At 36.4% G+C, this 22,389-nt stretch carries 28 protein-coding genes; 26 read left to right on the top strand and 2 right to left on the bottom strand.

Annotation, left to right across the window (positions count from 1 at the left end; genetic code table 11):
• Positions 1-3: 3 nt before the first annotated feature.
• The 26 genes from OPF91_RS12455 to OPF91_RS12330 all read left to right on the top strand — a co-directional run bounded on the left by OPF91_RS12455 (position 4) and on the right by OPF91_RS12330 (position 20,386).
• The gene (locus tag OPF91_RS12455) at positions 4-1,686 is read left to right on the top strand and encodes a putative phage head morphogenesis protein (RefSeq protein WP_264989074.1); all 1,683 of its coding nucleotides are present in this window, start codon (positions 4-6) and stop codon (positions 1,684-1,686) included.
• A gap of 16 nt (positions 1,687-1,702) precedes the next feature.
• Positions 1,703-1,909 carry a hypothetical protein gene (locus tag OPF91_RS12450; protein ID WP_264989073.1) on the top strand — a complete coding sequence of 69 codons (207 nt, stop codon included), beginning with the start codon at positions 1,703-1,705 and terminating at the stop codon, positions 1,907-1,909.
• A 187-nt stretch (positions 1,910-2,096) separates the two neighbouring features.
• Positions 2,097-2,744 carry a DUF4355 domain-containing protein gene (locus OPF91_RS12445; protein ID WP_264989072.1) on the top strand — a complete coding sequence of 216 codons (648 nt, stop codon included), beginning with the start codon at positions 2,097-2,099 and terminating at the stop codon, positions 2,742-2,744.
• A gap of 29 nt (positions 2,745-2,773) precedes the next feature.
• Positions 2,774-3,637 carry a phage major capsid protein gene (locus OPF91_RS12440; RefSeq protein ID WP_264989071.1) on the top strand — a complete coding sequence of 288 codons (864 nt, stop codon included), beginning with the start codon at positions 2,774-2,776 and terminating at the stop codon, positions 3,635-3,637.
• Between the two features lie 12 nt (positions 3,638-3,649).
• A complete protein-coding gene (locus OPF91_RS12435; protein ID WP_264989070.1) occupies positions 3,650-3,796 on the top strand; it encodes a DUF7302 family protein in 147 nt (48 codons plus the stop codon).
• Positions 3,797-3,804: 8 nt separating this feature from the next.
• Positions 3,805-4,131 carry a head-tail connector protein gene (locus OPF91_RS12430; RefSeq protein ID WP_264989069.1) on the top strand — a complete coding sequence of 109 codons (327 nt, stop codon included), beginning with the start codon at positions 3,805-3,807 and terminating at the stop codon, positions 4,129-4,131.
• A complete protein-coding gene (locus tag OPF91_RS12425) occupies positions 4,118-4,435 on the top strand; it encodes a phage head closure protein (RefSeq protein ID WP_264989068.1) in 318 nt (105 codons plus the stop codon). The genes OPF91_RS12430 and OPF91_RS12425 overlap by 14 nt, the downstream gene beginning before the upstream one ends.
• 2 nt (positions 4,436-4,437) lie before the next feature.
• Positions 4,438-4,866: an HK97 gp10 family phage protein gene (locus OPF91_RS12420; protein WP_264989067.1), complete on the top strand. Its 429-nt coding sequence runs from the start codon at positions 4,438-4,440 to the stop codon at positions 4,864-4,866.
• Positions 4,867-4,870: 4 nt separating this feature from the next.
• The gene (gp17, locus tag OPF91_RS12415; RefSeq protein ID WP_264989066.1) at positions 4,871-5,290 is read left to right on the top strand and encodes a tail completion protein gp17; all 420 of its coding nucleotides are present in this window, start codon (positions 4,871-4,873) and stop codon (positions 5,288-5,290) included.
• An 11-nt stretch (positions 5,291-5,301) separates the two neighbouring features.
• Positions 5,302-6,054: a phage major tail protein, TP901-1 family gene (locus OPF91_RS12410; protein WP_264989065.1), complete on the top strand. Its 753-nt coding sequence runs from the start codon at positions 5,302-5,304 to the stop codon at positions 6,052-6,054.
• Positions 6,055-6,115: 61 nt separating this feature from the next.
• A complete protein-coding gene (locus tag OPF91_RS12405; protein ID WP_264989064.1) occupies positions 6,116-6,619 on the top strand; it encodes a tail assembly chaperone in 504 nt (167 codons plus the stop codon).
• 56 nt (positions 6,620-6,675) lie between these two features.
• Positions 6,676-6,975 carry a hypothetical protein gene (locus OPF91_RS12400; protein ID WP_264989063.1) on the top strand — a complete coding sequence of 100 codons (300 nt, stop codon included), beginning with the start codon at positions 6,676-6,678 and terminating at the stop codon, positions 6,973-6,975.
• A gap of 13 nt (positions 6,976-6,988) precedes the next feature.
• Positions 6,989-11,323, top strand: a complete 4,335-nt coding sequence (locus tag OPF91_RS12395) for a hypothetical protein (protein ID WP_264989062.1) — start codon at positions 6,989-6,991, stop codon at positions 11,321-11,323.
• A gap of 7 nt (positions 11,324-11,330) precedes the next feature.
• Positions 11,331-12,227, top strand: a complete 897-nt coding sequence (locus tag OPF91_RS12390) for a phage tail domain-containing protein (protein WP_264989061.1) — start codon at positions 11,331-11,333, stop codon at positions 12,225-12,227.
• A gap of 14 nt (positions 12,228-12,241) precedes the next feature.
• Complete coding sequence (locus tag OPF91_RS12385; protein ID WP_264989060.1) at positions 12,242-13,891, top strand: tail fiber protein; 1,650 nt, start codon at positions 12,242-12,244, stop codon at positions 13,889-13,891.
• A 4-nt stretch (positions 13,892-13,895) separates the two neighbouring features.
• Positions 13,896-14,180, top strand: coding sequence for a YomQ N-terminal domain-containing protein (locus tag OPF91_RS12380; RefSeq protein ID WP_264989059.1), 285 nt, complete (start codon positions 13,896-13,898; stop codon positions 14,178-14,180).
• Positions 14,181-14,351, top strand: coding sequence for a CD1375 family protein (locus tag OPF91_RS12375; RefSeq protein ID WP_264989058.1), 171 nt, complete (start codon positions 14,181-14,183; stop codon positions 14,349-14,351).
• 104 nt (positions 14,352-14,455) lie between these two features.
• Complete coding sequence (locus OPF91_RS12370; protein WP_264989057.1) at positions 14,456-15,205, top strand: hypothetical protein; 750 nt, start codon at positions 14,456-14,458, stop codon at positions 15,203-15,205.
• 38 nt (positions 15,206-15,243) lie between these two features.
• Positions 15,244-17,100, top strand: a complete 1,857-nt coding sequence (locus tag OPF91_RS12365; RefSeq protein WP_264989056.1) for a phage tail spike protein — start codon at positions 15,244-15,246, stop codon at positions 17,098-17,100.
• 25 nt (positions 17,101-17,125) lie between these two features.
• Complete coding sequence (locus tag OPF91_RS12360; RefSeq protein ID WP_264989055.1) at positions 17,126-17,488, top strand: hypothetical protein; 363 nt, start codon at positions 17,126-17,128, stop codon at positions 17,486-17,488.
• A 77-nt stretch (positions 17,489-17,565) separates the two neighbouring features.
• Positions 17,566-17,769 carry a hypothetical protein gene (locus tag OPF91_RS12355; protein WP_264989054.1) on the top strand — a complete coding sequence of 68 codons (204 nt, stop codon included), beginning with the start codon at positions 17,566-17,568 and terminating at the stop codon, positions 17,767-17,769.
• A 94-nt stretch (positions 17,770-17,863) separates the two neighbouring features.
• Positions 17,864-18,397 (top strand): DUF4046 domain-containing protein, encoded by a 534-nt coding sequence (locus OPF91_RS12350; RefSeq protein ID WP_264989053.1) that lies wholly within the window; start codon positions 17,864-17,866, stop codon positions 18,395-18,397.
• Positions 18,398-18,459: 62 nt separating this feature from the next.
• Positions 18,460-18,705 (top strand): hemolysin XhlA family protein, encoded by a 246-nt coding sequence (locus tag OPF91_RS12345; protein ID WP_264989052.1) that lies wholly within the window; start codon positions 18,460-18,462, stop codon positions 18,703-18,705.
• An 11-nt stretch (positions 18,706-18,716) separates the two neighbouring features.
• Positions 18,717-18,899, top strand: a complete 183-nt coding sequence (locus tag OPF91_RS12340) for a hypothetical protein (RefSeq protein ID WP_264989051.1) — start codon at positions 18,717-18,719, stop codon at positions 18,897-18,899.
• Positions 18,900-18,901: 2 nt separating this feature from the next.
• Complete coding sequence (locus OPF91_RS12335) at positions 18,902-19,648, top strand: N-acetylmuramoyl-L-alanine amidase (RefSeq protein ID WP_264989050.1); 747 nt, start codon at positions 18,902-18,904, stop codon at positions 19,646-19,648.
• Between the two features lie 144 nt (positions 19,649-19,792).
• Positions 19,793-20,386 carry a hypothetical protein gene (locus OPF91_RS12330; RefSeq protein WP_264989049.1) on the top strand — a complete coding sequence of 198 codons (594 nt, stop codon included), beginning with the start codon at positions 19,793-19,795 and terminating at the stop codon, positions 20,384-20,386.
• Positions 20,387-20,484: 98 nt separating this feature from the next.
• On the opposite strand, the gene OPF91_RS12325 is transcribed toward OPF91_RS12330, so the two are convergent.
• Positions 20,485-21,483, bottom strand: coding sequence for an Ig-like domain-containing protein (locus OPF91_RS12325; RefSeq protein WP_264989048.1), 999 nt, complete (start codon positions 21,481-21,483; stop codon positions 20,485-20,487).
• Positions 21,484-21,638: 155 nt separating this feature from the next.
• On the bottom strand, positions 21,639-22,199 hold the full coding sequence (locus tag OPF91_RS12320; RefSeq protein WP_264989047.1) for an Ltp family lipoprotein: 561 nt from the start codon (positions 22,197-22,199) through the stop codon (positions 21,639-21,641).
• Positions 22,200-22,389 lie beyond the last annotated feature (190 nt).

Below are 22,389 nucleotides of genomic sequence, written 5' to 3'. Positions count from 1 at the left end.
TGAATGGATCAATTACGAATCTTCGCTGAAGTGCAAACAATTCTTGAACAGCTAGAAAAAACGCTTGAAAAAAAGTATTTTCAACTCTCAAACCGTTTATTAAAAATAACAGAGGGCTACTACGGGAAATATGGAGAAACATTATCTGAATTTCAACGATATAAGCGTTTAGAACATTACAAGCATGCAATAGATAAAGAGGCAACCACAACGTACCAGCAGATTTTAGCCGATTTACAACAAGCAGAAGAAGAGAGTTTCAACAAGATGTATTTGTTATATGCCTACTTACTTTATTCGTGGCTTCAGCAAAATCCAGCGAATATCATTGCAACAGGTTTTACAGCGCTCGGAAACGTAACGGAAACATTAATGGGCGGAATTGTTAGTTTTATCAAGTGGCTATTAAGTCGACAGAAGCTTTTGTTTCAAGCCTTTAAAAAAGAATACGCAGATTACACTGTACAACTATTTAGCAGACATAAGAATGATTTGACTCTAAACGTCTACAGGGATATTAGGGAAAATTTGCGCACAGAAGCAGGGCAAATTGAAACGACTAAACAAATAAAAAAGCGAACACTCAATTCTAAATTTTATGGAATACAACGAGCACGGGATTTATTCAATCTCGTGTTAAATTTTGCTCAAGATAAAATTTATGAATTAGCAAAAGAACGAATTGATATACAAAAGATGTGGGTAAGCATGCGCGATATGCAAGTGCGTATGCAACACCGAATACTAGATAGCCAAATAGCAGATGCTGCAGGGTATTTTCATTATGGAGGGGATAAAGCAAAGCGTCCAAAAACGTGGAAAGACCCAGGGATGAATTGGGGATGCCGATGTAAAATCTTTTTACTCATCAACGGAAAAGTCCCGAAAACTAGCAGAATCTATGACTATCAAGATGACCGATACCAAGCTGCAGTACAGGCTAAAATCCAAGAGTATCAAGCAAAGGGAAAGACTTATTTGCAAGCTTTAAAGTTAGCACAGTCTGATATTCACCCTCCAAAAAGAAAATTAAAAGGATATATTACATTTAATGAATGGTTAGAAAAGTTTGGGATTCAGCATGATAAAGCTTCATTCTTAAAAAATCGTCAAGAAATAAATGAAAATATCGAACGAAATAATCCTGATTTATCATCAGAATTCAGGGATTATGTATCAACGGCTGCAGAACAAGCCTTAGACAAAGTACGGATCGATTTCCCACAAGTGGACTTTGAGAATATAATTGTTGATAATGGGCTATTTGTTGAATATGACGAGGAATTCACTGGAGTTGCTGCATATTTCAGAAGGACACTTTATATAAATACGTCCTTTGGTTCTATAGAAGATACAGAGAATTTCATTACACAATCTGTCAACGAAGGGGCATTTGTTAAAACTGATTATAGTGGAATGGAGCAAACAGTTGCTCATGAGCTTGGGCACGCAATCGAAGAACAATTGATAGGTATTCGTAATGTTGAATTTCAAAATGATCTACGTGAATTGGTGAAGGATTATAAAATTCGAGAACAATTATCAGCATACGCAGCAGAAGCATATCATCTAGATGACAATCACATGGAATTACTTTCAGAGGCGATAGCGCTACATTACTTAGGAAAAAGTACCGTACTTTCAGAAAAAATAGTAGAATTGATGAAAAAATACGTAAAAAGGTAAGGTGATTTTCGTGGTTATGATTGTGAAGCCTAAAGAATTAAGAGATATGTATAAAAAGGTAGAACCTTATCTAGTTGAAATCAGCAATAATCAGCAGCCAATACTCAATAATGAAGCACCCCAAGAAATACAAGAGCTGTACCAGGAGTATCTTGAAGAAAATAAAAAATGGCGAGAAAAAACGCGTGCATTTAGAGAATTATTATATAAACAGGAAGAATGAAGCACCTAATTGATGTTAGGTGTTTTTCTTATGCCTAGAAAGGGGCTTTAAATGGCTAACGCTTCTGTTGTATGCAACGAATAATATTTTGTCTTTCCTCTCGCAGACGCTATAAAGAACGAGAACAAATACAATTTTGAACAGTTTAGGGATTCATCAGAGTAACTAAATTGGGCAAGGAGGATACATGATTAAAAATCTATTTAATATCAAACTTATTGTGCCACTAGATCTTCAGTTTTTTGCAGATGACCCTGAACCTACACCGGAGCCACCTCCAGGAGGAAACGGACAAGGGGCAGAATTAACGATTGAAGCTGTAACTGCGTTTCTACAGGAAAATGAACAAGGTAAAACGTACCTGCAATCTTTTGCGGATACACGAGTAACTGATGCTATTAAAACGTATGAAACCAAAACGCTTCCCAAAAAATTAGAAGAAGAAATTGCTAAACGATACCCTCCAGAAACAGAGGAAGCAAAGCAGTTACGTGATTTAAAAGCGCAGTTTGAGCAGTCACAAAAAGAAGCTGCACGTGAAAAATTAGTTAATCAAGCACTTTCTACTGCGACAGAAAAGAGTCTGCCGAGTAAATTAGTAGAATTCTTTGTAGGTGAAGATGCAGAGCAAACAAGTGCTAATTTAAGTGTCCTTGAGGTTGAATTTAATGCAGCTGTTAATGCAGAGGTGGAAAAGCGTTTCAAAGATGGGGGGACACAACCACCATCTAAAGCAAGTGATCCTAAAGCGCTGACGAAAGAGGATGTTCTAAAAATGACACCTAATGAAATCAATGCGAATTGGGAAGAAATCGTTAAAAATAAATTACTATAACCGTTAATCGGTAAGGAGGAAATATTAGTATGGCTACTTCAAATTTTATTCCAGCAATTTGGTCAGCACGATTGTTGCATAACTTGCAAAAATCTTTAGTGTTTGGTCAAACGGGTGTTATTAACCGTGATTATGAGGGTGAAATTAAGGCGTATGGTGACACTGTAAAAATCAATGGTATTGGTACTGTTACAATTGGTGATTATACAAAAAACGCCAACATGGGTGATCCAGAAGAATTAACGGATCATACTCGTTCTTTACAGATTACTGAATCGAAATTCTTCAATTTCCAGATTGATGACCTTGATAAAATTCAACAAAACCCAAAATTAATGGACGCTGCAATGGCTGAGGCTGCATATGCACTATCAAATGTTGCTGACCAATTTATTGCATCACACTATGTTCATGCAACAAATACTATTGGTACAGATGCAGCTCCAATTGATGTGACAAAGGACAATGCGTACGAGTACTTAGTGGATTTATCAACAAAACTTGATGAATCCAACGTGCCGACACAAGGTCGTTTTGCTGTTCTTCCGCCTTGGTTCGAGGGGCTGTTATTAAAAGATGACCGTTTTGTTGGTTCAGGGGCTTTACCGGCTGATGAGCGTTTATTAAATGGGGTTGTAGGTCGAGCTGCAGGCTTTTTATTAATGAAATCTAATAATGCACCTTCTGTTGCAACAGGTTCTGGAGTTGTAGCAAACTCAAAAATCATTGCTGGTCATAACATGGCGTGGACATATGCAGAGCAAGCAGCACAAGTTGAAGGATACCGTCCAGAAAAGCGCTTTGCAGATGCTGTTAAAGGGCTTCATCTGTACGGTGCTAAAGTGACACGCCCAGAAGCTCTAGCAGTCCTTTCAGCTAAACGTCCAGTATAAGGAGGGATTTAGGTGTTAGTGAAAAACTTAAAAACAGATATTACATGGGCGGTCACTGAAGAACATGGTGCCCGTCTTTTACGTACTGAAGATTTCGAAGAAGTAGAAGCACCAAAACCTAAACGGGCTCCTTTAAAGAAAACTGAAACTGAAGAGTAGGTGATTTCATGTGGCAACCCACGCAAGAAGAAATAGATCTACTAAAGCAAATGAATGGAGTTACAGGGGCTAAGCATGATGCATTTTATCAAGCGATGGCTCCCGTTTTATTTGATGTAGCGAAGGACCACTGTAATGGTAATTGGGAACCGTCTGAAATGCCTCAAGGTGTACGTCTATTCATCGCTAAAGCTATTCAATTTAATATGCAAACAACAGGATTAAATAGTCGAAGGATGGGCTCCGTTTCCTATTCTTATGATACAGAGTTCCCAAATGCCATTTGGACTTATTTAAGGCCGTACAAGAAGGTGAAGTTCCATGCCTTACGATGAATTTCCACATACAACAAAAATAAAAGAGGAAAAGTCAGTTCCAAATGGCTCTGGTGGCTCTACAAAAAAATGGGAAGTAACAAATAAAATAGATTGTTTCATGGATACACCTTCAACATCTCGACTTGTGGAAATGAAGCAACTCGGTGTGTCATTCCATCGTGATGTGTACTATCCTTATGGCACTTTAATTCCTGTAACAGCAAGGATAGAGTATGAAGGTGTAGAGTACACTGCTGCAGGTGATGCGGAGGACCAGGGCGGCATGCATGAAATCATGCGATTACCTCTAAAGAGGGTGTAACTTTGGGCATCTATAAATATGGTAATCGTAGAATGTCACGAGCAATAAGAAAATGGCAAGACGATATCATCGATGAAGTAAAACGTATCATTCGCAATACAACAATTTTACTTGAAAAAGAGTTGAAAGCACGTATGCCTCACGAAACAGGTGAGATGGCCGACTCTATTAACGTAACATTTGATGCTGACGGTTATGGTGCGAAGTTAGAGATAGGAGCTTTCTATGCTTTGTACGTGAACTACGGGACGGGAATCTATGCACAAGGACCAGGAGGAAGCAGGGCGAAGAAAATTCCCTGGGTGTACTTTAATACAAGGTGGGGTCGTTTTGTGCTTACGCATGGCCAGAGAGCTCAGTTTTTCTGGGAAGGTGCTGTAGATGAAGCAGCAGATTACTTCATCAAAGAATTTCGTAAGTTAGGGAAGTGACAATATGGCACTACCATTTGTAGAATTACAAACGGCGGTGTATCAGAGGTTATCTACTGATGCATCGCTTTTAAATTTGGTAACAGGCGTCTACGATCATGTGACGGAAGAAACACCTTTTCCTTACGTTTATCTTGGTGAACCAATGTTAAACATAGATCAAGAAGTGAAGATTGAAGAGATTGTTGAAGAAACGATTGCCATACATGTCTACCACAACCAAGCAACTAACGGGGAATATGGTAATGTAAAGGTTTATGAAATCATCGCTTCGATTCATGAAGCTCTTAAATATAAGATTGAGCTAACATCTTATGAAATTATGCAAGTGACACCGCATGAACCTCGTGTCTTTGATGATATTGACAATGTTCATAAGCATGGCGTAATCACTTACAAATACAAACTATTAAAAACAAAATAGGAGGATATACAATGGTAAAAATTATTATGGTACAACCTACCAATAATGTGCTGGGTGCTGATGGTCTAGTACCAGGCTTTCAAACAGATTATTCACACAGCGTAGAACGTGACAATTCGACTGAAGCTACAAAAATGGGCTCTATTTCGGCTATTGGAACATTAACTGAAACAATGGAATTGTCCATGTATGGCCGTAAGGGAGATGCAGGACAGAAAGCTATTTATCGTGCAATAAAGGATGGTAAAGAGCTAAAAGTGTGGGAAATTGAAACAGAAAAGAATGATGAAGGCACGCATGATGCGAAATTTGCGTATGCGGTTGTCGATTCATTTGAAACATCAAGCCCTGTCGAAGGGTTAGACGAATTGAGCGCATCTATGACAGTGCAAATCGAATCAGCCGAAGGCGCATTTATGGATTTACCACCAGGTCTTATTAATTTTGCTAAGTACGGATTCCAGTTACCAGGTGACACAACTGGTGATTCTAGCAATATTGTTAATAAAACAAAGGTCACAGGTCTTACAGTGACGCCTGACACACTTACTTTAGCGCCAACGGATAAGCAACAATTAAGCGTAGAAGTTACACCATCCGATGCCTCAAATCAATATGTAGTATACACATCAACTAATAAAGATGTGGCAACAGTTTCAGCTAATGGGTTAGTAACAGCCTTAGTAGCAGGTAACGCAACAATTACAGTGACTTCAAAGGACAATCCTACAGTTACTGATACAGTGTCAGTAACAGTTTCTTAAAGGGCGGACTTAGGTTCGTCTTTTTCTTATGTCCAAAAATTAAAGAGAGAAGGAATATAAAATGGCTACATTAACAATTAAAGATACGACTTACAATTTAAAATGTTCGATTATGTTGGATAAGGTTTTGAATAAGGTGATTCCTGAGGCGGAATCTCAGGATGGTAAATCCCAAAAGGATAAAGTATCAGGAGGCATTTCTAAGTTGCTCCCCTTACTAATCGAACAAGATTTTGAAGGGCTTTTATATCTGTGGGAATCTGCTATCAAGTTGGATACAAAAAAGCTGCCAACTCAAGATGAAATCCTAACAGCAATCGATCAACGGATGGACGAGGAAGGCGATGCAACTGCGTTATTTGCAGAAGTTTTTGAGGCGATTGATGAATCGGCTTTTTCTCGCAACGAGTTTGCGAAATTCAAGAAGAATATGCTGCTCGTTTCGAAGATGAAGCAAAAGGACGAAGAGGAAATTCAGAAGATGGAATTGATGTTGAAACGTCTAGGGGATGGGTACAAGGAAATCACTGGACAAGAGCTATTCGAGGTAACGACGACAGCTTAACTTATGACGATTTCGAGCGTAACTGTGCTAGGTTTTTATGTATCTATGATGTGAATTTGATTTATTCATGGTCTCCTAGAGAATACCGCAACTTTCTTCAAGGTGCACAGTTAGCAAAAATTGACGAATACGAGCGTCAAGTACAGAGTGCATGGATAGGTGGGATGGTATCTAAGCAAAAGAAATCACGTAAAGAAAATCCACCAAAAAAATACTTTGATGCTGAGAAAGCACGTAAGGAAGTCCTTTCAGGTACTAATAATACAAAACAAATGGATATAGATTTTACATTGTATGACCAAATGCGCGAAGAGTTAAAAACATTTAATTGGCAGCGTGTAGAGAAAAAATCATAAAGGCGGTGAGATTATGCCAGTAGAGCGCTTTAAAGCAGAAGTTGATGCAGATATTAAACGCTTCAAACGAAAAATGGTAGAAGTAGATCGTCAAATGAGAGAGCTAGCAACAGGCGTATCTGTTGAAATCAATGCTTCCATCAACGAATTTGTTGCGAAAGTACAGCAGGTTCAAGCGCAGCTTCAACAACTTGATGCAACGCAAGCGACTGTTGAAATTGAAGCAATACTCAACGACTTTATGCAAGACATCTTACGCGCCAAAGCACTTGCACAAGACTTAGACAAAGAGTCAATAAAAATCAAGGTACATCTTGATATGGATGTATTTTATACACAGATTCTAATGGTCCAAGCTGAGTTAGCTGCACTAGGAAACAGCTCCACAACAGCCACAGTTAACTTAAACGCCCATACAGGGGGAGCTATTGCGGATTTAACTACTGTTGAAACTTTACTTGCAGCTATACGAGATGTGACTATTGATATTAGAGCGGACATTAGTGACTTTTTAGCAGGCGTTGTTGTTGTGGACCGACAGTCAAAAAAAATAAAGAAGAACATCGTCATTAAGATTTGGGCTGATTATACAAATGCTATGGAATCATATGCAACTACGGTTCGAGCATTTGCAGAAGCTGGGCAACAAATGATAGGTGGTGCGCTATTATCATTAGTGCCAGCACTGTCACAATTTTTATCAGTAATTGTAGGCTTAATTGGCTCACTGGGTGTCATGATTGGTGTATTAGCTGGGCAATTATTAATCTTAGCTAGTGCACTAAGTATTGCAGCATTAGGGTTTGTTGGACTAGCTGCTGTGGCCATTCCAACGATTAAAAAATTATTTGATGAGAATGCAAAATTAAATGCTGAACAAAAGCGTGCCAAAGCTTCATGGGATGCTTTTAAGAGCACATACAACAATTTAGTAAAAGCAACAGAAACACCTGTGTTGCAAGCATTTACGAGCGCTATGCAAAGTGCTCAAAAGATACTACAATCGTTGTCGCCAATGATTGAATCGGTAGCGCAAAGCACGGCTAGATTGATGGATGCTTTCAATAAATCAATTGATAGTCAACCCATTCAAAAGATTTTTGAAACGTTTAATAAGTATGGATCAAGTATTTTTGAAAATTTTGTTACGGGTATAGGGCATCTTGTAGCTGGACTAGGTAGTTTAATAGCTGCTCTTGCACCTGCAGCTGAAGCATGGTCGAAAAACTTTAATGGTATGATGAAATCCTTTGCCTCTTGGGCTGATGGTTTAAGTCAATCTGAAAGCCTCAAAGCGTTCATAGATTATGTTCAAACATACATGCCTGTCATTTCTGATATTTTCGGAAATCTCACAATGGGTATTGTTGCATTCTTTTCGGCCTTTGCCGATATGGGTGGAAGCTTTATGACAAGTCTCGCTGAAATGACGGAGAGATTTAGAACATGGGCTGAAACACTGGGCGAGAATCAGCAGTTCCAACAATTTTTAGCATTCATTCAAGCATCTACTCCAGCTGTATTAGATTTATTGAGCAATCTCTGGGATTTAATAATCAATTTAGGGATTGCATTTGCGCCAATGGGTGCTGCTGTTTTAGATGCAGCTAATGCCTTTTTTGAGTGGTTTAACAATTTACTACAGACTAATCAAAACGCAGCTGCATTGGTAGCCTTATTCCCAGTTGTGTTGGGTGTTATTTCTGCTTTGGCTCCTATTGTTATATCTGTTGTATCCGTTTTTGGTAATTTAATTGGCGTTTTTGTAAAGATTGCTCCACACTTAACAAGCTTCTCAACAATCATTGCAAAAGTGACCCCGTATGTTACAAAGTTTTGGAGCGTTATTTCTAAATTAGGCGGAGTATTCACTTGGCTAGTATCTCCAATAGGTTTAGTTGTAGCTGCTATTGGTTTAATTATTGGTGTATTAGTTTTAGCCTATAACAAAGTAGAGTGGTTCCGAGATTTTGTTAATGAAGCTTGGAGTAAAATTGCTACTCGTACGAAAGAAATATTCGGAAAAATTGCTAAAGATATCTCCGAAGCGCTCACTACTATCGTAAATTTTGGAAAGAAACAGCTAGAGAAATTTAAGGGCTTTTGGGCCGAAAATGGCAAAGAAATCATGGACATTGTTTCAAAATTCGGAGTGGTAATCGTCACAGGATTATCATTAGCGATGAACACCATTTTGACAATTGTCCAAGTTGGATGGGCTCTGATTTCTGCGGCCTTTAAAATTGCCTGGACTTTAATTTCTAGCATTATTGATATTGGGGTAACGTTAATTCTTGGCATCGTATCGGCAGGAATGGCTTTACTGCAGGGTGATTGGAAAAAAGCTTGGAATATTATTGTTGATACTGCTAAATCAATAGGTTCAATAATTGTAAAAACATTCCAATCTATTATTGACAGTGTGAAACAAGCTGGAGTTGATATCGTAAATGGACTTATTTCTGGTATCACCTCAATGTTCGGCTCAGTGGCTACAGCACTAGGAAAACTGACTGATAAGATACCTCAGTGGGTTAAATCAGCGCTTGGAATTCATAGCCCCAGTCGTGTCATGGCGGCAATTGCTAAATGGATTCCAGCTGGTATTGCTAAGGGGATTTTAGATAGTATCAATCTTGTAAAATCAGCATCTAAAGAAATGGCAGATGCCGTAGTACCTGATTTTTCAAAGGAAATAAAAGCATCTCAGGCACAGATTGAAGGTGCTCAAAAAGCCGTTAGTCGTGTCATTGCCCAAAATAACAGCGAAATCAAAGAACTAGAGCGTAAGGCAGCCAAGGAAATTTACGATATCAACAGCAAGTTAGCTAAAGATGTCCAAGGCGTTAGTAGCAAAGCATCTAAAGCTAAAAGCAAGACAGCTAAATCTGGCAGTGCTGAAATAGTTAAGGCTCAACGTGATGCAAGTAACAAAATTCTTGGAATCAACCGTAAACTTGCAGAAGAAACAAGAAAGATTAATGATTCGGTAAATGCTGATAAGTTACAAGCATTGCAGGAATATGTGGATGTACAAAAAGAACTATATGGCTTGAGTGCAGTAGAGGAAGCAGCCTATTGGAAATACGCATCTACAGCGTTTAAGGATGGTACAGACGACAAACTTAGAGCACTTAATAAGTATCAAGATGCGTATAAACGTGCCATGCAAGAGCAATTTAGCTATGAAAATGAATTGATTGATCAAGCTGTGAAATATAATGCCATGTCATTTACAGATAAATTACAAGCTTATGAGCAGTATATGAAGCAATACAAAGTAGGTAGTGAAGAACAAATTGCTTATGAAGAAAAAATATATGATGCTAAAAAAGAAATGTATGATCGTCTGAAATCGTTAGCAGATGATTACTTAGCTAAAGTAAAAACTATCTACGATGAACTAGCTAATGAAGAAAAACGACTGCGTGATGAATTCCAGCAAACGTATGATGCAAGGGTAGATACACTCAAAAATACGTGGGGACTTTTTGATGAAGTCAGCTTGACGAAAATGGTTGAGTATGACGATGAGGGCAACATCAAAAAGCAAATCGACCTATTGCAAAATATGCGTGATCAAGTCGGTACTTTACGTGGCTGGATGAATGATTTATTTACTTTAGAAGCACAGGGATTGGATAAAGGGTTGATTGAAGAGTTGCAACAGTTAGGTCCTAAATCAGCTGCAGAGATTAAAGCCTTATCACAAATGACTGCATCCCAGTTGGACGAATATCAAATGTTGTGGCAGACAAAAACAGAGATGGCTAAAAAGCAAGCAACGAAAGAATTAGAATCAGCTCGCTTAAAAATGGAAGATGAAATTCAAAAATTGAATTCAAACGCTGGGGAAAAGTTGAAAGAGCTACAAGATACTTTTGAGAAAGAAGTCAAAGCTCTACGTTATGGTGCAGAGGGTGAATTCAATCTTATGTCAGCTTCTCTTCCTGAAATCGGTGTACATGCTGTACAAGGCTTGATAGATGGTCTAACATCCATGAAGGGTAAGCTTCAAGATGCGGCTAAATCGATGGCCAATAGTTTGAAAAATACTCTTCAAACTACTTTGGATATTCAAGGGTCGATTAAAGGTGCAACCAAAGATGCAGGAGCGTCTTTAGCTTCATGGCTACAAAATGATTCACTTCAGACTGCGTTTGCAGGTAATAATTTTACAAGTGCATCGTCTCAATATTTCAACCAAGAGCTTGTACAAGATGTAGATTATGACAAGCAACCAATCAACGTTATCATTAACCAAGACTGGAATGGTGAAGAGGTAGAGTCCTATTTAGTTGATCGTAGCGCAAAAAATCTGCAATTAAAAACTTTTAAGAAAGGATGATGCCATAATGGCAATATTAGAAACGATGGATGGCGTGCGTCACAATTTAGCTGATTATGGCGTCCCCATCTTGAAAGTTGTACCAATGGATATTGTCTATAATTCCGAAAACATTCAAGGGCGCCCAGGGCGTAATCGAACAGAACGTTATCATGGTGTGAGAAAGTTACAATTGACCTTAATGTTACAAGCCAAAAATGTAACAGATACAGAGTTATTGACAGAGCAGTTAGCAGAAATCTTGGATGGAGATGAGGAATTTTATATTTATCAGCAACTTATGACTGATAGCTATAAGTTTGAATTGCCTGGAGAATCATCATTTAAAAAAGCACTTGATATGGTGAAATGGACACCTCATTTGCATAAGCGTTGGAAAGTGGAACGTATCAATAATGATGCGGTTGAATGGAACGGATTACGAGGAAAACGAGTGATTGAATATGAGACAAGTGACTTGCCCTATGCAGAAACGACATTCACTAGCCTTCAATTAATGGGTAAAGAATGGGATTTAGAACAAATTGCATGGGGAATGGATTTTGATTGGGATGAGGACCCTCCACAATTCATTTTTGCTACTGATAATTTCATTTTGAAAAACTATGGCAATGTGAAAGTTGATCCTCGGTATATGCCATTAAAAATTGTGTTAAAAGGTAGTTTCCCAAGCTTTGTACAAATCACGAATGTAGCAACAGGCGATGTATTTAGATTAAACACAGGCTTAACACCATCTGACACATTAGTCCTTGATGGCGTGAGCTATTTTAAAAATGGCCAACATGTCACAGGTCAAACAAATAAAAAATTAATAACACTCAAAAAAGGGAACAATCAATTTCTGATTAGTGGTGGCCTAGTCACTTCAATCAGTCTTGATTTTCCTTTTTATTTTAAGTAAGGAAGGTGATAACTTTGTCACAGAAATATCCTTTACAAGAAACATTGTCTCCTGTTGATAAGGAGGGCCGTGACAGGATAAATGAAAACTGGACACGTATCATGGCTTATTTTGAGCATGTACAAGGACAAATTAATTTACTGTCAGGGAATGAAGATATCGGTGAATTGATTGCAGATCTTATTAAGGCGACAGAAAATGCGAATATATCTATTGCGGAGATGCAATCGTTAATTGCCCAAGCGAATACAGCACTGATTGATATTGCTGCAGCGATTTTTAATGCAGGACTAGCGACAAGTAATGCAAATGCAGTTATCGCAACAATGGCAACGTTAAAAGGTGAATTAGAAGCATTACAAGGCGATTTACAGAACATTGTGGAGGCGGAAGCTAATCGAGTGACAAATGAAACAGCCCGATCAACAGCAGAAGCTGAAAGAGTTAGTAATGAGACTATCCGCAAAGCTAATGAAACTACTCGGCAAGAAAATGAAGCTGCACGTGTATTAGTAGAACAAGCAAGAGAATTAGCAGAACAAAGTCGAACGACTACCTTTAGCAGTACGATGCAATCTGCTAACGAAAAAATAGCTGAAATGCTTGGAATTATTGAAGAGTTAGATTTCAAGGGTGAATATGATGCTAACACCACTTATGAGGCTTACAATGTGGTGCGACTTAATAAATCGTCTTACGTAGCACTACAACAAGTCACAGGGGTTATGCCGATTGATGATGGCATACATTGGCGTATTTTAGCTGTAGGTGGTATTGACGGCACAGGAGCGGTTGATACAGTCAACGGGCAAACAGGTAATGTAGTTGTAGACTATGATAGCTTACCTAACAAACCTACTGCATATCCACCATCTCAGCATGTCCATGATATGTCAAACATTAACGGGCTACAAGGAGCATTAGCTACTAAAGTAAATGATGCAGATTTGACCGATCTGGAACAGACAGTTACTACACACTTGGCCAAAATGGCGTCTACATCCCAAGCAGGGCATGTACAGCTTAATGACAATACAAACAGTACAAGTACGACACAAGCAGCTACTGCGAATGCGGTTAAAAAAGTGTTTGATAGCACTGTGAAAAAAGCATCAGGTTATCACGCTCAAAACGACGCAAATAAAATAGGCGAAACATCAGTGTATACATTAAATGCAACTGGACTTAACACTCCACCAATTTCAGATGGATGGTCAACAATTTTTACTGCATCATCTTATGATATTAATGCCCGAGCATTTCAGCTTGCACAAAAATGGAATGATAATACTAGAGGATTGTGGTACAGACGTAATGATGGTGATGCAGATACAACATGGGCAACTTGGACACAAATAGTAACAAATAAGCTGAATTGGATACAAGGCACATTGCAAAACGGTTGGACAGGTAATTTACGCTATAGCAAAAATGATTTAGGTATTGTAGTGTACAAATTTGAGATAACTTGTGGGGCATCCCCTACAGGTGTTATCGCAACTATCCCTACAGGCTATCAAATCGGACAAATTGTTAGCTTTTATACAGCAGCAGGTCAATACGCATTTGATGCAATGGTAGTAAATACGGTTTACTTTATACGAGGTACGACACCAGTGCAAGGTGCAACGTATTATGCAAATGTAATTGGATTGGGGTATTAATATTATGATGATACAAGCACATAAAATTGACGCAGATGGGTATGTGACAGAGGTTATTGTAGTTGACGGTGATGACAGTACCTTAACAGATGATATTGTCATTGAGCCGATGCCAAACGGATTTTATAAACCAAGATGGGTAAATGGAGAGTGGATTGAGGGTAAAAGCGAAGAGGAATTTTTAGAAGATGATTTTTTATCATCTTTACAACCAACACAAAATGAGGTAACAAAGGCAGAGAGAGAACTTGAAATAATTAACTTATTAATTGAATTGGAGGTTATTTAGATGAATGTTATACAGAAAAAATTAGTGGAATCATATGCAACACTTGTTATGGCGGAACGTATGGTAATTGAGGAAGTACCTGAAACAAAAGCTGTTGGAAGTAATACTTATGCAATCCGCAGTGAAGTGGAAATCGAGATTGCTAATCGTACTATCAACGCTATGGCGTAACAGTCAAAAAATGTATAGTAAATGAGGCTTTTAGAAGTATCAAATTTTTATCAAAGGTAAATATCTCCTTTTGTCGAATTTAGTAGATGAAAGGAGATATTTTTATGAGTATTCTAGAAACTATGAATCAATTTAAAGGAGCATTTGCAGGTATTCCAATTCTGACTTATTTAATTATTAACTTCATTGATAATATTAATGTAACGGAAATTGAAATCAAGCTTATGGCGCCAAAAAAGAAATTTTTAATGCTATTAACAAAAAACTTATTACCTTCTTTAATATTTGCTTTTATTTCTGTATTCTTTACTTTCAACACTTTAAACGAACAATTTGAAAAACAATTTAGTAATTTCATGGATTTTAATACTTTGTTGTTTGCCTACTTAATTATTTTTTTAATTTTAATATTGTCGATAGCTTATCTCACACATTACTTCTTTCGATTTTTAGCGTTTGTTATAGGTATAAATTATGATTTTTTCATTGAAAATACAGATGGAAAATGGCGAGTAATAAGAACAAATCCACAAGGCAAAATAATTGCAAGAAAAGAAAATGAAATTTGCTTTTTTGATCTTAATGATAATTGTAAATTTGTCGAAGTTGTGGTTACAGGACAGAAGAAAAAAGATTTATATGGTCATACAACATTCATCAAAGCATCCTGTATATCAATAATGAGTGTAGCATTAATTATTTTAGCAGGGGCACTATTTGTATTTTCTAAGGGTTATATCAGTTTCAATATATTTATAGTGCTAGTTGTAATCAGCGAAGGATTAGGGATAACGGGATTAATAATATTTACTAGTAAACAAGAATTCGATAAGTTGGCTGAGCAAGCTCTATAACGGGCTTGTTTTTATTTTTGCTGGAAAGGAGGGCTACCTTGCTAACTGTAATAAAAAACGGAATGGAATATCCAATCAATCATATCCAATCTGCGCGTAGAGATTCAGAAATTAGCTCAGCTCATGAATTGAACTTGATTGTAGTCAATGAAGCTAATAATCCTGGCTATCCATTTTTACAAGATGAAGCGCTAATTTTGATAGATGGTCACGAATATCGCATCAAAAAATTGACTAATAGAACTCACTATAAAAATATTAGTGCTTTACATGCTGTTACTGATTTAATAGGTGTACCATTCAATCAAAAGCTGACAGGTTCCTATACGCCATTACAAGTATTTAATCAATTGCTGGCTGGCACAGATTGGACCGTGAATTTTGACAGTAGTGGTGTGGTTGCAAATGTTGAACTAAAAGAGTTTGGAAGAAATAATGTGTGGAAATTGTTTCAAGAGTTTTGCAATAAAATCCAAGTAGAGTTTGAATTGTTGCCAAACAAAGTTTTCAACATAAGGAAAAAGTTAAGTAGTGATTATGGGCAACAATATCGGTATGGATACAATCTTAAAAGTCTATCTAAAGAATCAACATCAACCAATATTGTGACACATGTCATCGTTAATTATGGCGATGATTTAACAGAAACAGCTACATTTATTTCTCCAACTGCAGGCAACTATAGTCGTTCAATTTATGGCGATATTATCAACGATGAGCGAATCAAAACTATTGAAGATGCTGAAAAGCGAGCTAAAGAAAAATTCAAAGATATTGATATTTCCTATGAGTTAGATATTGCCCAATTAGGTGAAAGTCACGAGCTTGGAGAAACCATTCACACCATTTACGAACCAATGGACGATTTGTCTATAGTGACACGTATTCTTAAAGTGCGTGAAGAGTGGGATGGAGAAGAATTTGTTGTTACAAGTGCAACAGTTGGTAATTATGTTTTTAAGACAGCTGAAGAAATTCTTCAGGACCAAATCAAAGACACGGAATCAAGTGTTAATGATAACATCGATAAAACGAAGGAAATCATCCAGCGAGAATATCGGTGGGAATTATCTGAAACAGTAACAGACTTAGAACGAAATATCACAACTGAATACACCGCCATGATTAGCATGACAGCTCGTGAAATTCGAACCGAAATGACGCAGCATATCACAAATATCAATACAGGCATGGATAGCATGGAAACACGTCTGAGCTCGTCTATCTCTCAAACAGCAGCACAAATTCGAGCTGAAGTAAGTTCAGAAGTCACAACGATAAGTAATAATATCAGCAATGTGCGCCAAGACGTTGCTAGATTAGATATTACAGCTAGTAGTATACAATCTACTGTCACCTCTCACAGCTCGCAAATTGGTGGGTTAAATACTCAAATGAGTAGTGCACAATCAAGCATTACGCAACAAGCAGCGCTGATTTCGCAAAAGGTTTCTATCACGGACTACACTGGTGCATCGATTGTAAGTAAGATTAACCAAGATCCGTATTCTGTTACGATTGATGCGCAAAAAATTAATTTTAACGGTGCTGTGTTTGTTAACGGAAATATTACTGGTAATGGTAGCATCACAGGTGCTACAACTATTGATGTGAGTAGTAACATAAGCATTGGACATCAAATAATATTTTCAGACATGACAACTATTACAACTGGTGGTGGAGGGCTAGCGATTGAAGCATGGAATGGCATAGATATGATAGGCGGAACTAATTTTTCAGGTGTAGTAGATTTTCAAAATGCCTATGTGACAAATCTAAATGGTTTTGTTGCTTCAAGTACACAAGGCTTATCAATTACACAAAGTACTAACAACCCTAAAGTTATGGTATTTAGACGATATGGGGCTGATATAGGCTATTTAACGCTATCTTAATTTAATTACAAAGGAGATATTTAAAATGAATGAATACTTTATTATCATGATGGATGGAAACTATGTTTCCACATCATCTGTAGACACTAGTCTTGTTGCTGCACTTGCAAATAAAAATACAACATTAGCAGTAAGAGTAGGACAGAAAAGTTTATCCAAACATTTGATTGCAGCCGTGATTCCAAAAGAATCACTTACAAAAAAAGAGAATGCTAATTTGGTTGTAAACATCAATAGTGTGTTGATTTATTTACAAGTAGCTGATGTTAATGTAGCACTAGATTTTATAACGAATGAAGTAAATAAAAATAATTACTTCGCTTTTAATGGTACATTAATTAACCGTAACGCCTATCAATATGCTGAAGAAACGCAAGCAAATGCTTAACGTTATTTTTATTGTAAAAATTAGAAGGATATACCTCTTTTGTATCGAATATTGGTAATTAAAAGGGAGGTATGTTTATGGGGAAGGTTCATTTGAAGTGTGGATACTTGTATAGACAAGATGGTAAAGAGAAATCGGATGAATATATTTCTACAAAAGAAAGTCCAAATTTTGTGGATCCTTCTGTTATTGCTCAAAAGCTAGCGAATGAAATTTTGAATGAAACAGGAAGAATGGTTACTTCATTTTTATATGTAGGGAAAGAGCCAGTTAAAAATTAAGTAGTCAGAGCACTCTCAGTAGGGGGTGCTTTTTATATTTCAAAATATTAGTTATAATTGTTACTTAAAAAGTAATAAGAGGTTATAACGAATTATGGAAAATAAAATCACACAGATATATCAACAAATTTTAAGTGGTCAAAAATCTCGTTTTCCCTCCAACACGTGGTCAGATATTTCAAATGCTGTATTTTGTACTAGATATCTAATTGACAATGTGCTTAAATGGACAGATGATGATATAAAGCTAAAGTTAAATAAGACAGTATTTGTTCAATACAAGTTAAAGGGAATGCTAACCACTGTTTATGATGATAGCCCTTATCGAGCTTTTGATGCAGCCTTTCCTGGTCGTTTAAAAGAGTGGGAATTAAAAAGTACACCAAAGAATTTTTGGACAGAGGATAAGGCAATTGAAGCAATCCATTGGTTACTGGAAGAAAAATTAAATGATAATGACCAATTGAGAGTTGACACGTTTGAGAAATATGGTTTAAGTGGTATGTTTCAAACTATTTTCCCTCACAATTTAAGTGAGGCTCTGATAGCTGCATACCCAGATGGACTTACACGTACAGCAGTAATCAAGCGATTTCAAATTCATACAAGAGTTAAAGATAAAGTTTAAAAGTATAGCCTTCCACATCTTTACTGTGGAGGGTTTTTATCATGTGAAAAGGAGGGTGTCTTATGGGAGAAGAGTTAGTAAGAGATGTGTATGAAAAGCTTGGAGAAATCAATGGTAAGTTAGATGGGTTTGCTCAAACTCGTGATACAGCCGATAAAGCTGAAAACACAGCAAATGAAGCGTTAGCAAGCACAAAGTCAGCTCATTTACGGATTGATAAATTGGACAGAATCGTTTTTTGGGCGGGAACCTCGATTATTGGTGTGGTTATAGTGGCGCTTATGGCATTAATTATTAAGGTAAGTTAGGAGGAACCATTTTGAAAAATAAATTAGTAGCTCTTATAGAGGTGCGGAAGCTAGTAACATTAGCTTTTGCACTTCTTTTTATTTATTTAGCTGTTCGAGCGATGGTAAGTGCTGATTATATTGAGAGTATTATCACGATGGTGATTGGCTATTATTTCGGACGCAGTACAGCATTAGACAAAGGAGGTAAATAAAAATGAAACCGACAAAAATTGAGTTACATGTAGGTCATTATGGAGACCGAACAGGAGCGCATGGGATTGTGGATGAAGTGCAATATGCACGTAAGTTTATCAAGCGTATTTATGACATCTTGATAGCTAATAGAGTACCAGCAACATTTTACGAGGATAAAACTTCTAAAAATCAAAATCAAAATATTAACAATTTTATTAATCACCATAATCAAGATCGCAATGGATTTATTGTATCTGGTCATCTCAATGCAAGCGTATTTATGACAGAACAGAGTATCGGTGCAGAGGTGCTATATTACGACCAAGCTACGGTTGCAAAACAGGTAGTAGATGCTATTTGTAGTGCTGGGGGATTAAAAAATAGGGGTGCTAAAAAGCGCACGAATTTAGGTGTATTAGTTTCCACATACGAACCAGCAATTTTAATCGAGTTTGGCTTTGTTAATAGCAAAGAAGATGTAAAATTGTTAGACAAAAATTTTGAAGCTATTTGCCAGTCTATAGCGGTGGTATTAGCGGAGCATATTGGATATAAAATTTCAAAAAAAGAACTAGAAAAAAAGGAGGAAAAGACAATGGAATTATTAAATGAAACAGGACGTAAAGAGGCACGTGAATTAATCAAACGTGCCTGTAAGGAAGGTGTATTTGACGCAAAATATCATACAGATGAAAAGGTTAATAACTATAGCGATGCTGATTTAATCGGTTACAGCATTGCATATGTTAATCGGACAGTTAAGTAATATCAAAGCCATTACTTCCTTAAAAAAGTGGAAGTGATGGCTTTTTTTATATGTTGTGATAAAAAGGATTATAAGAATACATATCTTATTGGTATAATGAAATTAATTTCTGAAAGTATTAAATTCAAAAGGGGTAGATATAACATGAATATCAAAAGAACAGTTTTATCAAGTGTATTAGCAATCGGAGTAACTGCTACTGGGTTTTTATACACGAACACAGCAGCTCATGCGGAATCATTCAATGCACCTCAACTAAATCAAAATTATTTCAAAAAGTTTTTGCCTATTTTGTCTGAAAGATATGGTGATGTATTAAATAACGACTACCGTTTTGATGCTTTATATTTCAGTAGAGACTTTCAAGATACAGTAACAACATTACAAAATAGAATAAAACCAAAAGAAGAATTGTTCGGATATAGTGGTTTCGTAGATGAAAAGGGAAAAATATATGGCAGGATGGAATCTTTTTATTTACCTGAACATTTAACAAAATTAAAAAAATTGGGAATTGATTCAAAAACATTAAAAGATGGTGATGAATTTGTAGTAGTCACGACATATACAAAATACAAGTGGGAAGTTGTGGATGCGTTCATGTTACCTAAAGGCACTGTAACAATTGACCAAGAATATGTGAATATGAACATAAAAAATATGAAAGATATTCTTGGAGAAACTACCGAAAATAAACAGACTAAGAAGCCATTGAAAATTAAAAAGAAGACCAAATAAATTTTTATTTATAGATAAAGTAATCAAGTTAAAGTACTTCTGAATAATTCAATGAGTAAAGCCTAGGAACTCAAGTTTGAGCCTAGGCTTTTTTTCATCTAGTATTCTCTTACTTCAAATGAAGCAATTTTATCGTGTACGATATATTCAGTTACCTTTTTATAAGGTGAAATGGATTTTGAAAATTTGAATGTTGAAGTACCTTGAGCATTATCAAACCAATTTAAGTAATTGTTTAATACGGTATTCGTTACATCATATTCTTTAGTTATACCATTCACCAAAGTGATACTTAGAATCGCACTTGAGAAGTCATTGTTTGGTTTCTTAACAATAACTGTACCTATTGCCGAAATATCTGTATTTTCAATTGTTGCTGTAATGATTGCAGTGCCTTCGCGAATAGCAGTTACATTACCATTCTGATCTACGGTAGCAATCGATTCGTCGCTACTTGTCCAAATTACTTTAGCTGTATCTGGAGTAACTATAGCAGTTAATGTATCTTGGCTGCCTTCTAATAGCTCTAAAGAATTTTTGTCTAATGTAATTGATTTTTCAATAAATACTTCATCTACAAGACTACCATCAGAATCAATATCAATCGCATCTAAAATAAAAAATTTACCCAAATCATCATTCTCTATTTCGATAGTATGTTCAATATTTTCTAAACCTATCTTTTCAAAAAGTAACTTAGCACCAGTCGGAGATCCTACTTTATTAGAAAAATAATAAGGAATACCATCTATAGTTATTTTTGTTTTTTCGGAAATAGCTGAATCTGTCATACTTCCCCAACCAATGAACCTAATCTTAGTTGTTTTAGCTTTAAAAACTATTTTATCTTTAGCAACCTTTGAACTCAGATGTCCATTTTCACCACTTAGTCTATATCCGTTTGGTTGGAACCATAATTCCCAATTTCCAATATATTTAAAATGAGGATCTGTATTTTCGTATCTCTTCCATCCTTTTTCTGGTTGTAAAAGCTGGTATCCAATAGAAGCTGCTTTAACCTCAATAGAATTATTTGTAAATAAAGACAAACTAAACATAGAAATAACTAAAATAAAAATTAAAAAATATTTCTTCATGATTTCTCCTCCTAATACTTTGAAAATCTTCTAAAAACAACTTTCACTATTTGGGTGCGTATTTATCGCAATAAAAATCGTCTAATTTTAATAAAAAAGCGACTAAGTTGAGTGACTATACTTTTTGTGTATAACTGTGGAAAGTGAGCTATTTTTTATTTTAAATTATCTATAGCGTATTGGGCTTCTTCAGGAGTGAATTTTTCGCCATGTTCAGAAATCAATTGCTCATAAATAGCTGAATCTGACATTTGCATCATCTCTGCATATGTTTCTGCTTTTTTCAATGCATTTTCTTTCCAATCAAATACAATATTATCAATTGCATATTGAGCAGCTTCCGCAGGGAAACCTTCCCCATATTCTGATGTTAATTGTTCATAAATTCCTGCCTTCGACATTTGCATAGTTTTTGCATATGTCTCTGCTTTTTTTAGAGCCGATTTATATTCTCTAGGGATACTTTCTTCTTTTGCTTTAGCCTCTGCTTCTTCATCAGCTTTAGCTTTTTCTTCTGCTAACTTAGCTTCGCGTGCAGCTTTTTCTTCCTCAGTTTCTTCTGACTTTGTTTGAGGTTTAACTGATGTTTCAACCTTTTTATCAATGCTGTCACTTTCTTTTATTGCGTCATCCCCGCCTCCAAGTGCGCCAATAATAGCGCCTAGGATGATTAAAGCAATAAATCCAAAACAGCCGATTTTAAAAAACTTTTTCATTATGTAACATCTCCTTTTGAATCTAGTGTAGAGGAATTTAACTTCCTCCATTGTAAGTATGGCTAAATTATACTACCCAATCACAGAATTAAAAGTTTTACATTTCGACAATAATCGACTTGTTATGGATAAATAATGAATCGCTTATTTGTTCACAATTCTTAAATGATTACGTTGAACCACCACTATT

Origin of the sequence: Lysinibacillus piscis (genome assembly GCF_026012395.1) — a bacterium.
Taxonomy (GTDB): Bacteria; Bacillota; Bacilli; order Bacillales_A; family Planococcaceae; genus Lysinibacillus; species Lysinibacillus piscis.
This window is presented reverse-complemented; position numbering and strand designations above follow the sequence as displayed.